We start from the raw sequence: 15,727 nt of genomic DNA, 5'->3' as shown, positions 1-15,727 counted from the left end.
AAATCAACCGCCAGAGACTTCTGGCGGTTTTACCCTTCTTTGGTGTTCTTCATTTTGTACATGGCGTTATCCGCATTCTGAATTGCCACATCCAGCTCGCCGTTCACTTCCGCAATCCCCCACGACACTGACAATGGCACGGTATGACCGTCCACCACAAACACATGGCTGGTCACCTGCCCGCTAATGCGTTGCGCAATTGCCTTAGCGTCACTTGCCTGCGAGCGAAACAGCAGGATCATAAACTCATCCCCGCCGGTACGAATCACAATATCGTGGCTGGTTCGGGTGTTAGACAGCATTCGGTTAGCGATAATTTGCAGCGCCCGGTCACCTGCCGCATGGCCCCAGGTATCATTGACAGCCTTGAACTTATTGCAATCCAGTAACACCACCGAGCAGTGCGATAAATCACGACGCTTGATGATGTCGAGAATTCGGCGGTTAAAACAACCGGTCAGCGTGTCGATATAAACCTTGAGGTCGCTTTCATTCAGCCAGGATTTTAGTGAGAAACTGATGATGACGAAGAAGAACGGCGCCAGCAGGATCACAATTCCGGCATGCGAATCACGCACCATAAAACGGCCTAATGACAGCGAATAGTGCAGCGCATATTTCTCCGAAAAGTTGCGCACCATATAGCGGGACTGGCCTGTACATCTGCCGGATAAACAAAGGCTCTCATTGTTGGTCAAATTCACCAACTCCACATTCAGCTCAGGTGGAAGGTGGTAGTCAAAGGCTTGAGCCAACGCTTCCTGCAATTCCGGCTTTGAATGGTCATAGACCAGATAGGCCACGATTTGGTCTGATATCTCTTTACCCGACAGATCGTAGATATAGCTCACCACGCTGTAAGCTTTTTCACCGGTAATTTTATCGGTATAGAAGTTCGTTGAACTAAGGGCTTTGTTTTTGACGTTTTTTTGCAACAGTCGGGTATAGAAATCGACAGGTGGATAGAAAAAGTTGGTGATATCCCGCGCCATTTCAGAATTGGAGAAGCTGAAATTGCGCGAATCGGAAGCCATAAACCAGTAAAAATAATCTGAGTTTTTGGCGATAATGTAACGATGCGCATCGAAGCTCCCCGGGTTTAGCTCATTGACCATCCCGCGAATAAACTCCGCCGCCGTATACATACACAACGCATTATGACTGGTTCGCTGGGCAATAATTGTCCCCGTCGCCGAATGCAGCCGCTTTGGGTCGGCGTTAATGCCCCATTCATCTTCATTGCGGGGAACAAATTGTGAAATTTCGCCACATTGCTCGCCCGTTTTGATATGGTGATAGCGCTCGCCAATCGCGTCGGCGATCAACTCGTTATCGTTAAAAATGTCCATCATGCGCGCTTGCAGGCGATTAACACCTTCACTGGCTGCCGCTATCCGCTGCTCATAGATAATAAACAGAAATAACGAAGTAAATATCAACGTAATGAGCCCTGATACCAGCAATGCCTGCCTGTTTCTGAGCTTATCCTGCACAATCTTCACGAGTCCACCCTGCTAGTTAACATATTGCCAAACCGGTTACCCGTTTATGTTGTTGCATAACTGCGCTGTACGTTGATTGAGAATATTTACCGCCCCTTCGCTGATGAGTCAAAAGCTCGCCGTTGCGCGCGCTGAAGTTACCGATTTATACAACAAAAGCACATATTTGTTAACATAAATGCAAACTAAGCATCGCCTTCAATGGGATACCCCGCCCGACGGATAGCCTCACGGCAGTCGTTCACACCGGCGGCGTACCCCGCTTCAATCTCACAAACCGGGCTGGCGCTGCAATAAGGCAGTTTAACCGGAGTGGCCATAAGTTTCTCCAGAATCTCCATTTTATCCATGTAATTCAGCAGCTCACGAGCCACGCTTACGGCAAACTCGGCCGTATCATCGCCGGTGAACGGTTCCAGAAGCGTGATTTTTTGTTGGAGTTGATGGCGGGTTAGCATCGTCAATACCCCAAAGCCAGTTTGCTTAAAGAGTAGCATTACATCGAAGAAGAGAAATACGCCACTGACGATTCAGGGGGCAAATCTTAATCACAGCCTTCACAGTTATGGCTGAAACCGGGCACGGTATCCTCGTATTTTTACAGAACATATTCATAGGTAGCGAATAGCTCTGCCCATCCCACATTCGATCTGAGATGTTGCCGTTGTTTGCAATGTTTAAGAGATGAGCAGCGAAACGCTGAACGCATCAATATCATAAAGTTTTAGTAATGATTTACATAGATATCATATTAAATGTGAATATTACATTGGCTCATCAAGACTAAAATCATTATAGTGTCAGAGTAATAGCGTTATTTTTGCAAGGCCATAACAATTTCACTTAGGTCATGTTATTAACGCGTGAATTAATTGTTTATAAATGCAGGATGCCCCAGGACTATTTGCACTTAACTCAAATTCACCTTTTAAAAATATTCAGAAAGCCAAAGGGATCAAACCACAGGATAACGACTAAATAGCATTGAATAAAACGACATAACGGCGTTCACACCTGAGACAGGTCTGTGAGGTTGCTACATGTAATTTATTCACCCTCAATAATTGCATAAGTAAACAATAAAAGCACATAAGAAGAAAATTCTTATGTTTAAAACATATTTTGTTTGTCAGGATATCTGGGTCCATAAATTAAAAATCATGTCTATCCAATTTAACCTTCAAATGGTCAGAAGTGGTTTACGTCCACTTAAAATTATTCCGCTAATTATTTCCGTGTTAATTATTGCCAGTGTTAATATATTAACTGCAAAATATAACACTGTGATTAATCGGACGCTTGTTTTTTTCATGATCATGCTTTCATTACGATGCCTACAGTATGTCTTTTTCAGAAATATTCTGGCTGCTTTAATTTTAATACCCGTCGCAGCTGATATCACTCTTCAATTGCATGCCTGGAATAATTACAACTCAGAATTCAGTTATGGATTTGCGTTAAGTGTGTTGAACACAACTCCCAGTGAAGCAATAGCGATGCTGAGATTATATTGGCGCGACTGTGTTACGTTCTTTACACTTGTAATGTTTTTTATTTACTCTATAAACACTGGCGCGAGACCTGTACCCTATCGATTTCGTCATTACCCAATAGTTATTTTGGGCTTAATAATTTTCTTTTTGTTTTCGCAAGCTTATCTCCACCAGATAAGGAAAAGTAATGTTGAAAGTCTGGTGCAACGAGTCATCCGCTCTACTCCAGTAAGTACCGGAAAAGAGTTCATGCAGGCTATGCAAGATAACGCCATAATTTCTGATATCGGTACAAACATTCCCAATTATAAGATAACAGTAACTGATACAGGGATCGAAAACTATATACTGATCGTCGGGGAATCTGCGCGTGCGTTAAATATGGGGATATATGGATACACAAGGGATACCACCCCTGAACTTATCAAACAAAAGCAGCAACTATTACTGTTTCATAACGCGATTGCGCCTGCACCGGTAACAATCATGGCCGTCCCCCTGGCACTTACTGCTGACTCAGTGCAAGCCCGTCACCCGCGTAATTACAGCGATAATATTATTAATATCACCAACCAGGCTGGCTATGATACATACTGGTACAGTCGCCAGGGAAATGGAGGGGCGCATAACAATATAATTACCGGGATTGCCATGAATGCACATCAGCATGAATGGATAGAATATGGCTATGATGAGGCGTTGTTACCGTTATTACATAAGGCATTGCAGAAGCCAGGTAAGAAACTTATTGTCCTGCATTTATATGGCAGTCATGAACCTTCCTGTCAACGTTTTCCAGAAAGTCATACTGTCTTATTTGGCCAGAGTAAAGCTGACGATTGTTATGATAACTCAATTCGCTATACTGATGAACTGATGGGTACTATATTCAATGCGCTGGAAAACACTCGCTCATCAGTAATGTATTTTTCCGATCATGCGCTGATCCGTGAGCCTGCTCGCTCGGTGGTTTATTCTCATGGTGGTGTTAGACCGCCTAAAGAGGCATTACAAATCCCGATGTATATTTGGTACAGCCATTTAGTCGATGAGAAAACAAAGTTCACTGGAGATTATAATACGCCGTGGTCTGCCGATGATCTTAACTCTCTTGCAGAATTGTGGCTTGGCATCCATCGTCAGGGCAACGCGAAAAAGTCTATGAAATCCTGGTTAATAAACTACCAAAAGGAGATTTTCATCATGGACACAACGGGTAAAAAATACCATTGGAATGATGTTCGTTAATGCTGAAGAGTTGGCAAAACTGGTCATCAAATGACCAGTTTTGCCGAAAGGTTTTGCAAAAAAATTTAAAAACGATAACCCGCAGAGAACATAAACACCCACGGATCGAGACGTACGCTGTCGCTATAACGGGCTTGAGGAAGAACTGCGCCATTAGATTTGTACTTCGCTGTCGTATCGATATCCATGTACCAGACCGACATGTTAATCAGCCAGTCGCGGTTAATCAGATAGTCCATACCGACTTGCCCTGCCGCACCCCAGGAATCTTTCAGGCTCAGGTCCGATAATCCGGCTTCCTTACCGTTGTTGTTAAAGCCTTCGTCGAAGAAGGTGGTGTAGTTCACACCAACACCAACGTAAGGACGCAATTTGCTGCTGGAATCACCGAAGTACCACTGTGCCATTAATGTCGGCGGTAAATGGTGAACAGTGGCAATATCGCCCGTCGCGGCAGTCCCAATTTTGTGACGGAACGGCGTGGCTGCCAGTAATTCAACACCGATATTGTCGGTTGCCATGTAGGTGAATGTCAGACCCAACTGGGTGTTATTACTGACATCAAAGCCACCTAAGCTTCCCAGCGTCCCCCCCGCGCCTTCCGTCGGCCTGACGGTGGCAGAACCCGCACGAATGAAGAATTCTCCAGCCTCATGCGCAAATGCGTTACCAGAGAGAAGAGTTGTTAAAGCCACTGCTGCAACTGTTAATTTTTTCATGTCCGCTCCATCGTTATGGTTATAAAAGCGGAACAAATATACCCACATTGGAGTAATAAGTGATCTTACCTGGATCACATTGACTTTGATAATTTAACATTTATTGATCCAGATTAAGTTAGAACTTGCATTCAAAATCCTGGTTAAATTAATTCAGATCAATTTTGATATATTTTCGCCATGCAAGTATCCGATACTCGCTGATGACAAGCGTTGCTTATTTGCCCATGATGCGCAGAGAACAACCAGCGTTCCTGCATAACGCTGAAGTGATAGCCAAAAATTACCGGAGTTTTACAAAGATATGCCTTTCCATACATCCCGCGATGCTGCCACTGTAGAGTTATCCAGGGTACAATTGCCCGCAAATGAACACCTGCAAAACTCAAGGAGAGTGCATGTCTATCACGGCGAAATCCGTTTACCGTGACACGGGAAACTTTTTCCGTAATCAATTCATTACCATCTTGCTGGTATCGTTGTTGTGCGCGTTTATCACAGTGGTGTTAGGGCATGCCTTTTCTCCCAGTGACGCACAAATTGCGCAGCTCAGTGAAGGGGATCAGTTAACCAGTAGCGTAGGTCTGTTCGATCTGGTACAAAATATGACCCCGGAGCAACAGCAAATTCTGCTACGCGCTTCCGCGGCGTCGACATTTTCAGGCCTGATTGGTAATGCCATCCTCGCGGGAGGTATCATCCTGATGATTCAGCTGATTTCAGCAGGTCATCGGGTCAGCGCGTTACGCGCCATCGGCGCCAGTGCGCCAGTGTTGCCCAAGCTGTTTATTCTGATTTTTCTGACTACTCTGCTGGTGCAAATCGGTATTATGCTGGTGGTCGTACCCGGTATTCTGCTGGCTATCCTGTTAGCTCTCGCACCGGTGATGTTGGTACAGGATAAAATGGGTGTCTTTGCCGCAATGCGCAACAGTATGCGTCTGGCATGGTCTAATATGCGACTGGTCGCGCCGGCAGTGATCGGTTGGCTGCTGGCTAAAACGCTGCTGTTGCTTTTTGCGCCAAGTTTTGCGGTACTTACGCCGAACGTAGGTGCGGTATTGGCGAATACGCTGAGCAATATGATCTCCGCCGTGTTGCTGATCTATTTGTTCCGCCTGTACATGCTGATTCGCCAATAAACCCTGAACGCATACCGGGCGCAGGCCTGGTGCTTTTGATGACGGAATGAAGAATGAAGCAGTTTCTTGATTTTTTACCGCTGGTTGTCTTTTTTGCCTTTTATAAGCTTTACGACATCTACGCGGCGACCTCGGCACTGATTGTCGCGACGGCTGTGGTTTTGATTTACAGCTGGGTTCGCTACCGCAAGGTCGAGAAGATGGCGTTAATCACCTTTGTTCTGGTTGCCGTGTTTGGTGGCCTGACTATCTTCTTCCACAACGATGAATTCATTAAGTGGAAAGTTACGGTGATTTACGGACTGTTTGCCGGTGCGCTGCTGGTTAGCCAGTGGGTGATGAAAAAACCACTGATTCAGCGCATGTTAGGCAAAGAGCTGACCCTGCCACAGCAGGTCTGGTCGAAGCTTAATTTAGCCTGGGCCGTCTTTTTCATTCTCTGTGGCCTGGCGAATATCTATATCGCTTTTTGGCTGCCGCAGAATATTTGGGTCAACTTTAAAGTATTCGGCCTGACAGCCCTGACCTTATTCTTTACGCTACTGAGCGGCGTCTATATTTACCGCCATCTGCCGCAGGAAGATAAATCGTAATACATGTCCGCCAGATCAGCCGATCTGGCGAATTTTTATCCCCTCACGTTCCTCATTACCGCTAACCCGGCTTACTTCCACTTCACACGCCGCATCCCTCTGTTCTCAACGCGCAAATTCTAGTAGCATCGCGCCTGTAATCTTTCTCTATAGTCGGTTCAACAATGACAACAACGAATAATACTCCCCAGGGTGAACTGGTTTTACGCACTCTGGCTATGCCTGCCGATACCAATGCGAACGGTGATATTTTTGGCGGCTGGCTGATGTCACAAATGGATATAGGTGGCGCTATTCAGGCCAAAGAGATCGCACATGGTCGTGTGGTAACGGTGCGCGTTGAAGGAATGAGCTTTTTACGCCCGGTTGCCGTAGGCGATGTGGTTTGTTGCTATGCGCGCTGCGTGAAGCGCGGGACGACCTCGATCAGCATTAATATTGAAGTCTGGGTGAAGAAAGTTGCTTCAGAACCTATCGGCCAGCGCTATAAAGCCACCGAAGCCCTGTTTATCTATGTTGCCGTTGATAAAGACGGTAAGCCTCGCCCAATCCCTACCCTGGGCTGATAAGTCACGATAGCATCGCCCTCCGGCAATCACTCAGTTCATTGCTTATTGCCGGATGGCGGCGAACCGCCAAATCCGGCCTGCGCCTTATTCAATCTGCGTTGCGCCGTTCAGACGGAACACGATATTCACTACCAGTCCGGAACCCGGTTTCCCGGCCTCATAGCGCCATCTGCGCATCGCATTTTTCACTTCACGCTCAAACATATTCGCCGGCTGCGCGGACAGAATTTCCACGTTTTCAACACGGCCATCCGGCGTCACATCAAATTTAACTTTAACACGACCTTCTATGCGTAGCGCTTGCGCTCGCGCAGGATACTGCGGCTGATTACGGCTTAAAGCGCGAGGACCTGCTGGCGCACTTACCGCTGCTTTACTGGTTGCCGACGCAGTACTGGTCGTTGGACGCGCAGGCGCCGTATTTTCAAATGGGGATGCCGGGCGCGGCTCTGCGGGTTTAGCATCACGTTTGGGCTGCTCTACCACTTTTTTCACCGGTTTTGGCTTCGGTTTAGGCTTGGGCTTCGGTTTCTCAATCACTACCGGCGCCTCTTTTGGCGGCTCCGGGATTGGCTCTGGTTCCGGTTCTGGCTCAACGACGGGTTCCGGCGGCGGCTGAACGGCCTGAGGCGGTTCGAGATCGGCAGGCGCGACCATGGTAACGGAGATCGGCTGCGCTGGCGCAGGCAGTTCAATAACCTGATGTACCGAGGTATACAATAGACCCGCCACTACAGCACCATGGATGCCGACGGAAAGTAACGTTGGCCAGGGAAAGCGACGAGGTAAATCAAGGGTCATTGAAGTCATAATCGTTTCAGTTAAAAAACCAGGCCCTGATTTTAAATGCAAATAGCAATCATATTCAATAAGACCTGGGCAGTAAGCCGCATTTAAAACACGATTTTATGTAAAAAAACCTTCATCACAATGTGGTCTTAACAAATCCGTTATCTTTACGTTGCAGTTGGCATGCCTTTCCAATAACGTAATTAACGACTTTTACCGATTAAGGAGCTCTACCCGTGCTGTACGTTATTTATGCTCAAGATATCGCAGACTCTCTCGACAAACGCCTTTCCGTGCGCCCTGCTCATCTGGCCCGTCTGCAACTCCTGCATGACGAAGGACGACTGCTCACGGCAGGACCGATGCCAGCAGTTGACAGTAACGATCCGGGTGTCGCGGGGTTTACCGGCTCGACGGTGATTGCAGAATTTGAATCTTTAGAAGCAGCGCAGGCGTGGGCAGAAGCCGACCCCTATGTCGCAGCAGGCGTTTACGCGCAGGTTTCAGTAAAACCGTACAAGAAAGTATTTTAAAAACAGAACGAAAGCAGACATTGGGCACCACCAGCGGTGCCCTTTTGAGATCAGATACTGTGGATTGCAAACAGCAACGAGTTACGTTGATGATTCAGAATACACTTTCTGATGCTATGGATACGCATATTACGACGCGATTGTCCTTCAAGCCAACGTGCTTTACGGCGGCTAGCCTGACGCTGCATCCGCCAGCGTCCCACTTCCGTTCTACTACGCTTCATGTTAACTACTCTTCCAGTCACTGAGCGGCCATTATAACGCCACACCGAATGCAGGCCAGTGGTTTTCCCGTGTTTTTATTTGCCAGATTTATCCTGATGCGTAAACTCTTAACAATACGCTTTCAAAAGGATTTTTAAATTTATGACAACCTTCTACACCGTGGTGAGTTGGCTGGTCATTCTGGGTTACTGGGTACTCATTGCTGGCGTCACATTACGCATTCTAATGAAGCGACGCGCAGTGCCCTCCGCAATGGCATGGCTGTTGATCATCTATATACTGCCATTGGTAGGGATCATAGCTTATCTGTCCTTCGGTGAACTCCACCTGGGTAAACGCCGCGCCGAACGCGCCCGGGCAATGTGGCCATCCACGGCCAAATGGCTGAACGACCTCAAAGCCTGTGAACATATTTTCGCACAGGAAAACAGCAGCGTTGCTTCTTCATTATTTAAGCTGTGCGAGCGTCGTCAGGGAATCGCCGGCGTTAAGGGGAATCAACTGCAACTGCTCACCAGTTCCGATGACGTGATGCAGGCGCTGATCCGTGATATTCAACTGGCGCGTCATAATATCGAGATGGTGTTCTACATCTGGCAACCGGGAGGTATGGCCGATCAGGTTGCCGAGTCGTTAATGGCGGCCGCCAGAAGAGGCGTTCACTGCCGCCTGATGCTGGACTCTGCGGGCAGCGTGGCATTCTTCCGCAGCCCGTGGGCGGCGATGATGCGTAACGCGGGTATTGAAGTCGTCGAAGCCCTCAAGGTTAACCTGATGCGTGTGTTTTTGCGCCGGATGGACCTGCGCCAACACCGTAAGATGGTGATGATCGACAACTATATTGCTTATACCGGCAGCATGAACATGGTCGACCCGCGCTTCTTTAAGCAGGATGCGGGCGTGGGTCAATGGGTCGATTTAATGGCGAGAATGGAAGGACCTGTTGCCACCGCGATGGGCATCGTCTATTCCTGCGACTGGGAAATTGAAACCGGGAAACGCATTTTACCCCCGCCGCCGGATGTCAATATCATGCCGTTTGAGCAGGCCAGCGGTCACACCATTCACACTATCGCGTCGGGACCAGGTTTCCCTGAAGATTTGATCCATCAGGCGCTATTAACTGCTGCTTATTCGGCGCGTGAATATTTAATTATGACCACGCCCTATTTCGTCCCCAGCGATGATTTACTGCATGCGATCTGTACGGCCGCACAGCGTGGGGTCGACGTCAGTATCATTCTTCCGCGTAAGAATGATTCCCTGCTGGTTGGCTGGGCAAGCCGGGCATTTTTCACCGAACTGCTGGCTGCGGGCGTCAAAATATATCAGTTCGAAGGCGGCTTGCTGCACACCAAGAGCGTACTGGTTGATGGCGAACTGAGCCTGGTCGGTACCGTTAACCTGGATATGCGCAGTTTGTGGCTGAATTTTGAAATCACGCTGGTTATTGATGACGCAGGATTCGGGGGCGACCTCGCCGCAGTGCAGGATGATTATATTTCTCGTTCACGCCTTCTTGACGCTCGTTTGTGGGTAAAACGACCACTCTGGCAGCGGATTGCCGAGCGACTGTTTTACTTCTTTAGCCCGTTGCTGTAAAACGTGCCAATCAGACAGTAAACAGGTAGTCATTATGGATATGGATTTGAACAACCGCCTGACCGAAGACGAAACGCTTGAGCAGGCTTACGATATTTTTCTCGAACTGGCTGCGGACAACCTCGATCCGGCAGATATCATTCTGTTCAATTTGCAGTTTGAAGAGCGCGGCGGTGCAGAATTATTTGACCCGGCAGAGGACTGGCAGGAACACGTCGATTTTGACCTGAATCCTGACTTCTTTGCCGAAGTGGTGATTGGTCTGGCAGATACAGAAGACGGCGAGATTAACGATATTTTTGCCCGCGTTCTGTTGTGTCGCGAAAAAGATCACAAGCTCTGCCACATTCTCTGGCGCGAATAATTAAAAAAAGCTGCTCTCGCAGCTTTTTTACTTTTAGCCCGGCAATTTGCTTCCGCACCGGTTACAAAACTGCGCGCTGTGCTCATGCTGACTTTGCTGACACTGCGGACAGTTACGCTGATTCTGCCGATGCTGGAACGCACTGCTCATATGCGTCGTTATTAAACCTGTCGGGATCGCAATCACGGAATAACCGATCAAAATCAGCACTGACGCTACCATGCGCCCGAGCGGCGTGTGGGGAGTGATATCGCCATAGCCGACGGTGGTTACCGTGACGATGGCCCAATACACTGATGCATTCAGCGTACTAAAACCATATTTGGGTCCTTCAATCAGATACATTAGCGCGCCGAATACAATCATCAGAATGGCAATAAATGAATAGAACAAGATTAGCTGATGACGCGCGCTTTTTATTGCGCTCCAGAATATACGCAGAGAAGGCATAAAGCGCAGCAGTTTGAGAATTCGCAGTACACGCAGGACACGCATCGCCCGCCAGGCGAAAACATAACTCAGACTGATTTCCGGCCATAACCACATCACATACAGTGGCAGAATGGTGGCAAGATCAATAATCCCCCAGAAGCTAAATACATATTTAGCGGGATTAGCCCAGCAGCATAATCGCAACAGATATTCGAGAGTAAAGACCAGAGTGATAAAGACTTCCAGCCAGACAAATACGCGCCACTCCTCAAAGGTCAAATGGTATTGCGTCCCGACCCCGGACTCAACGAAGATAACAATCACGCTGAGCAGCGCGAACAGTGCGCACATACCTTCAAAACGGCGCCCCGAGCGTGTGTCTAAATCAAATAATGTACGATAAAGCGTACGGCGAACAGAAGAAACTAAGCCAGACACAAATACCTCACCAAAAAGAAGGGCTGACCTTTGTCAGCCCTCACGATTATAGCGGGTCTACTTTCAGGCAGGAAACGGCGTGTCGAAAACTGCCTTCGAGTACCGGGCGTGTTTTTGCACACTCTGGTCCGGCAATCGGGCAGCGCGTACGGAACACACAGCCCGAAGGAGGATTAATCGGCGACGGCAACTCGCCTTCCAGCAACTGGATAACTTTGTTCCTTTCCATATCCGGATCGGGGATGGGCACAGCAGACATTAGCGCTTTGGTATAAGGGTGCAGCGGATTATGGTACACCTCGTCATAGGTGCCTAATTCCACTGCGTGTCCGAGATACATCACCAGTACGCGATCGGAGATATGCTTAACCACCGCCAGGTCGTGGGCAATGAAAATTAATGACAACCCCATTTCACGCTGTAGCTGCTGCAGGAGGTTGACGACCTGAGCCTGAATGGATACGTCCAGCGCAGAAACCGGTTCATCACAGATAATCAGTTTCGGTTCGAGAATCAGCGCGCGGGCAATACCGATACGCTGACATTGGCCGCCGGAAAACTCATGCGGGTAACGGTTAATCAGGTTTGGCAGCAACCCAACCTTCATCATCATTGCCTTCACGCGGTCACGGACTTCCTGCCCCGGCAGTTTCGGATGATAAGTCCGCAGCGGCTCAGCAATAATTTCACCAATGGTCATACGCGGATTTAATGACGCCAGCGGATCCTGGAAAATCATCTGAATATCACTGCGCACCTCACGCCATTCATCAGGTTTCATACCCAACAAATCTTTCCCCAGCCAGGCGACCTTTCCATCAGTAGCTTTCACCAGACCGATAATCGCCCGGGCAAAGGTCGATTTTCCGCAGCCGGATTCCCCCACCACGCCAAGGGTTTCACCTTCATACAATCGCAGGGTGACGCCATCAACCGCTTTCAGGGATTTCGACGGTTGCCAGAACCACTGCTTACCATCCTTAATGTCGAAATGGACTTTGAGATCGGCAATTTCAAGGAGTACTTTTCGTTGTTCGGTGACCGTATTCATACCAGTTCCTCCACCGGTTTAAAGCAGGCGCGCAGACGGCCCGGACTAAATTCCTCCAGTGGTGGGGCACTGCTACAGATTTCCATCGCATGCGGGCAGCGCGGCTGGAACGGACAGCCTTTTGGCAGACGCAGCAGGTTCGGCGGATTGCCCGGGATAGTCAACATCTCTTCCCCTTCGGCGTCCAGACGCGGTACGGCATTCAGCAAACCAATTGAATACGGATGAACGGGCTTATAAAAGACATCCCGTGCACTGCCATATTCCATGGTTCGTCCGGCGTACATCACCAGCACTTTGTCACAAATACCGGCGACAACCCCCAGATCGTGGGTGATCATGATAATTGCGGTGTTAAATTCACTTTTCAGTTCATTCAGCAGCGTCATAATTTGCGCCTGTACCGTAACATCGAGCGCGGTAGTCGGCTCATCGGCGATCAATAATTTTGGTCTGCACAGCAGCGCCATGGCGATCATTACGCGCTGACGCATTCCGCCAGAGAATTCATGCGGATACATTTTCATGCGCTTGCGCGCTTCCGGCATTTTCACCGCATCCAGCATTTTTACTGACTCTTCAAACGCTTCTGCTTTACTCATGCCTTTGTGCAGCATGAGAACTTCCATCAGTTGCTCTCCGACCCGCATGTACGGATTCAGAGAGGTCATCGGATCCTGAAAAATCATTGAGATTTGCTCGGCGCGCAGTTTGTTCAGCTCGTGCTCCGGTAAATTCAATATTTCACGCCCGTTAAACGTAGCGGAACCTCCGATACGGCCATTCGCCGCCAGCAGCCCCATCAGGGCAAACGCGGTTTGCGATTTGCCCGAACCGGACTCACCGACAATACCCAACGTTTCTCCGGCTCGCAGGGAAAAGTTTAAATCGTTTACTGCAGTAACATCGCCATCGGGGGTGGCAAACGTCACGCGCAAATCCTTAACGTTCAGCAGTGCGTTAGCCTGTTGTTGCGCGAGCGGCGCGGTTGCGGTCTCAATTACGCTCATGGCGGCGCTCCTTAACGGTCTTTCGGGTCGAGGGCATCACGCAGGCCATCGCCAATAAAGTTAAAACAGAACAAAGTAACCACCAGGAAACCGGCCGGGAACAGCAACAGCCATGGCGATACTTCCATTGAGTTGGCGCCATCACTCAGCAATGCGCCCCAGCTACTTAACGGCTCCTGCGTCCCTAATCCCAGAAAACTCAGGAAAGACTCAAACAGGATCATGCTGGGCACCAGCAACGAGGCGTAGACCACCACAACCCCCAATACGTTTGGCACAATATGACGGATAACGATGCGCACGGTAGACACCCCGCCGACTTGCGCCGCCTCAATAAACTCTTTGCGCTTCAGACTCAGCGTTTGTCCACGCACGATACGCGCCATATCCAGCCAGGAAACCATTCCGATAGCGACAAAAATCAGCAGGATGTTTTGTCCAAAGAAGGTCACCAGCAGGATCACGAAGAACATGAACGGGAAGGAGTTGAGGATTTCCAGCAGGCGCATCATTACCGAGTCGATTTTACCGCCGAGATAACCCGACAAAGAACCATACAGCGTGCCAACCACGACCGCCACCAACGCGGCGGCAATGCCAACCATCAGCGAGATGCGCCCGCCAATCGCCACACGCACCAGCAGGTCGCGACCTGATGAGTCGGTGCCAAAGTAGTGCCCGGACTCCATATCCGGCGCGCTGGACATCATTCCCCAGTCGGTATCAAAGTAGGTAAACTGCGACAGCATCGGCGCCAGCGTCACAAACAGCGCAATAATCACCAGCACCACCAGGCTTGCCACCGCCGCGCGGTTATGCATAAATCGGCGACGCGCGTCCTGCCACAGGCTGCGACCTTCGACCTCCAGCTTTTCACTGAAATTCTCCAGCGCCTCGCTGTTTTTCTTACTTAACATCATAGCGAGCTCCAGTATCAGTAACGAATCTTCGGATCGATAACGGCATACAGCACATCGACAATCGCGTTAAACACGATAGTCAGCGTACCGACCAGAATGGTCAGACTCAGGACCAGCGAATAATCGCGATTTAAGGCGCCATTGACGAACAGTTGCCCAATGCCCGGCAAACCATAGATGGTTTCAATGACCATTGAACCAGTGATTATGCCGACAAATGCCGGTCCCATATAAGACAGCACGGGTAGCAGCGCAGGTTTTAACGCATGGCGGAAAATAATCCGCCGCATCGGCAGCCCTTTGGCGCGCGCGGTACGAATAAAGTTTGAGTGCAGCACTTCAATCATTGAGCCGCGGGTAATACGGGCGATACTGGCGATATAGGCGAGCGATAACGCCACCATCGGCAGGATCATAAATTTCAACGCCCCGCCGTTCCAGCCACCGCCGGGCAGCCATTTCAACGTTATGGCGAATATCATGACCAATAAGGGAGCAACGACGAAACTGGGGATAACCACCCCGGTCATCGCGACCCCCATTACCGTGTAGTCCCAGCGCGTATTTTGCTTCAGCGCGGCGATCACCCCAGCACTAACGCCGACGAGCACCGCCAGAATAAAGGCCGCTGCGCCAAGCTTCGCTGACACCGGAAAACTTGAAGCGACAAGGTCGTTAACCGTGTAATCTTTATATTTAAAGGATGGCCCAAAATCGCCATGCGCCAGTTGTTTCAGGTAGCTGAAATACTGTGTGGAGATGGGATCGTTGAGATGATATTTCGCTTCTATATTAGCCAGCACTTCTGGCGGCAATGCGCGTTCCCCGGTGAATGGGCTTCCCGGCGCAAGGCGCATCATAAAGAATGAAATCGTAATAAGAATAAACAGCGTCGGAATCGCTTCCAGACAGCGACGTAATATAAATTTCAACATAACCCGTACCTTCCGGCGTGTGCCTTTATACCCGTCATACTTCCAGTCGCAGGTGCGTTGGCTTTCTCACTCACCCCGGTCACTTACTACTCGTAAGCTCCCGGGGATTCGTTGCGTCGCCGCCTTCCTGCAGCTCGAATTATTTAGGGTATCCCCCTTTTC

General features: G+C 49.2%; 17 protein-coding genes and 1 pseudogene. 8 read left to right on the top strand and 10 right to left on the bottom strand.

Going from position 1 to position 15,727, the window contains the following annotated elements:
* Positions 1-29: 29 nt before the first annotated feature.
* Positions 30-1,502 carry a GGDEF domain-containing protein gene (locus tag FDX09_RS21715; protein ID WP_085048094.1) on the bottom strand — a complete coding sequence of 491 codons (1,473 nt, stop codon included), beginning with the start codon at positions 1,500-1,502 and terminating at the stop codon, positions 30-32.
* Positions 1,503-1,687: 185 nt separating this feature from the next.
* Complete coding sequence (locus tag FDX09_RS21710; protein WP_085048093.1) at positions 1,688-1,960, bottom strand: hypothetical protein; 273 nt, start codon at positions 1,958-1,960, stop codon at positions 1,688-1,690.
* 648 nt (positions 1,961-2,608) lie between these two features.
* Between FDX09_RS21710 and FDX09_RS21705 the strand changes: the two genes are divergently transcribed.
* Entirely contained in the window at positions 2,609-4,243 is a 1,635-nt protein-coding gene (locus FDX09_RS21705) for a phosphoethanolamine transferase (RefSeq protein ID WP_349290612.1), read from the top strand.
* A 65-nt stretch (positions 4,244-4,308) separates the two neighbouring features.
* On the opposite strand, the gene ompW is transcribed toward FDX09_RS21705, so the two are convergent.
* Complete coding sequence (gene ompW / locus FDX09_RS21700; protein WP_087856121.1) at positions 4,309-4,962, bottom strand: outer membrane protein OmpW; 654 nt, start codon at positions 4,960-4,962, stop codon at positions 4,309-4,311.
* A gap of 283 nt (positions 4,963-5,245) precedes the next feature.
* Here ompW and FDX09_RS24000 point away from each other — a divergent pair.
* The 4 genes and pseudogenes from FDX09_RS24000 to yciA all read left to right on the top strand — a co-directional run.
* Positions 5,246-5,332 (top strand): annotated as a pseudogene (locus FDX09_RS24000) (YkgJ family cysteine cluster protein); the annotation flags it as partial.
* Positions 5,333-5,360: 28 nt separating this feature from the next.
* Positions 5,361-6,104, top strand: a complete 744-nt coding sequence (locus FDX09_RS21695) for a YciC family protein (RefSeq protein ID WP_038640992.1) — start codon at positions 5,361-5,363, stop codon at positions 6,102-6,104.
* Between the two features lie 53 nt (positions 6,105-6,157).
* The gene (locus FDX09_RS21690) at positions 6,158-6,697 is read left to right on the top strand and encodes a septation protein A (RefSeq protein ID WP_069324644.1); all 540 of its coding nucleotides are present in this window, start codon (positions 6,158-6,160) and stop codon (positions 6,695-6,697) included.
* A 164-nt stretch (positions 6,698-6,861) separates the two neighbouring features.
* Positions 6,862-7,263, top strand: a complete 402-nt coding sequence (yciA, locus tag FDX09_RS21685) for an acyl-CoA thioester hydrolase YciA (protein WP_038640996.1) — start codon at positions 6,862-6,864, stop codon at positions 7,261-7,263.
* Between the two features lie 87 nt (positions 7,264-7,350).
* Here the strand turns inward: yciA and tonB are convergent, their stop codons facing one another.
* Positions 7,351-8,067, bottom strand: a complete 717-nt coding sequence (tonB, locus tag FDX09_RS21680; RefSeq protein WP_137347886.1) for a TonB system transport protein TonB — start codon at positions 8,065-8,067, stop codon at positions 7,351-7,353.
* Positions 8,068-8,291: 224 nt separating this feature from the next.
* Here tonB and FDX09_RS21675 point away from each other — a divergent pair, with 224 nt between their 5' ends.
* Positions 8,292-8,588, top strand: coding sequence for a YciI family protein (locus FDX09_RS21675; RefSeq protein ID WP_006684292.1), 297 nt, complete (start codon positions 8,292-8,294; stop codon positions 8,586-8,588).
* Positions 8,589-8,638: 50 nt separating this feature from the next.
* Here the strand turns inward: FDX09_RS21675 and FDX09_RS21670 are convergent, their stop codons facing one another.
* Positions 8,639-8,812, bottom strand: a complete 174-nt coding sequence (locus tag FDX09_RS21670) for a YciY family protein (RefSeq protein WP_087856120.1) — start codon at positions 8,810-8,812, stop codon at positions 8,639-8,641.
* A 142-nt stretch (positions 8,813-8,954) separates the two neighbouring features.
* Here FDX09_RS21670 and cls point away from each other — a divergent pair, with 142 nt between their 5' ends.
* Together cls and FDX09_RS21660 are read left to right on the top strand one after the other, a co-directional pair.
* Positions 8,955-10,415 (top strand): cardiolipin synthase, encoded by a 1,461-nt coding sequence (cls, locus tag FDX09_RS21665; RefSeq protein WP_038641094.1) that lies wholly within the window; start codon positions 8,955-8,957, stop codon positions 10,413-10,415.
* Positions 10,416-10,449: 34 nt separating this feature from the next.
* On the top strand, positions 10,450-10,779 hold the full coding sequence (locus tag FDX09_RS21660; RefSeq protein WP_003020691.1) for an HI1450 family dsDNA-mimic protein: 330 nt from the start codon (positions 10,450-10,452) through the stop codon (positions 10,777-10,779).
* 33 nt (positions 10,780-10,812) lie between these two features.
* On the opposite strand, the gene FDX09_RS21655 is transcribed toward FDX09_RS21660, so the two are convergent.
* Genes FDX09_RS21655 through oppB form a run of 5 tightly spaced genes read right to left on the bottom strand, consistent with a single transcriptional unit; the run spans position 10,813 to position 15,565 of the window.
* Positions 10,813-11,649: an ion transporter gene (locus tag FDX09_RS21655; protein ID WP_137347846.1), complete on the bottom strand. Its 837-nt coding sequence runs from the start codon at positions 11,647-11,649 to the stop codon at positions 10,813-10,815.
* A gap of 46 nt (positions 11,650-11,695) precedes the next feature.
* Positions 11,696-12,700 carry a murein tripeptide/oligopeptide ABC transporter ATP-binding protein OppF gene (oppF, locus tag FDX09_RS21650; RefSeq protein ID WP_006684288.1) on the bottom strand — a complete coding sequence of 335 codons (1,005 nt, stop codon included), beginning with the start codon at positions 12,698-12,700 and terminating at the stop codon, positions 11,696-11,698.
* On the bottom strand, positions 12,697-13,710 hold the full coding sequence (oppD, locus tag FDX09_RS21645) for a murein tripeptide/oligopeptide ABC transporter ATP-binding protein OppD (RefSeq protein WP_038641097.1): 1,014 nt from the start codon (positions 13,708-13,710) through the stop codon (positions 12,697-12,699). Before oppD ends, oppF begins: the two co-directional genes overlap by 4 nt.
* 11 nt (positions 13,711-13,721) lie before the next feature.
* Entirely contained in the window at positions 13,722-14,630 is a 909-nt protein-coding gene (oppC, locus tag FDX09_RS21640) for an oligopeptide ABC transporter permease OppC (protein ID WP_008784950.1), read from the bottom strand.
* 14 nt (positions 14,631-14,644) lie between these two features.
* Positions 14,645-15,565 (bottom strand): oligopeptide ABC transporter permease OppB, encoded by a 921-nt coding sequence (oppB, locus tag FDX09_RS21635; protein WP_003020708.1) that lies wholly within the window; start codon positions 15,563-15,565, stop codon positions 14,645-14,647.
* Between the last annotated feature and the right edge of the window lie 162 nt (positions 15,566-15,727).

It is taken from the genome of Citrobacter sp. wls717 (assembly GCF_005280955.1).
GTDB classification, from domain to species: Bacteria; Pseudomonadota; Gammaproteobacteria; order Enterobacterales; family Enterobacteriaceae; genus Citrobacter; species Citrobacter werkmanii.
Note: the sequence above shows the minus strand (reverse complement) of the source record. Positions and strands in the feature narration are given on the sequence as shown.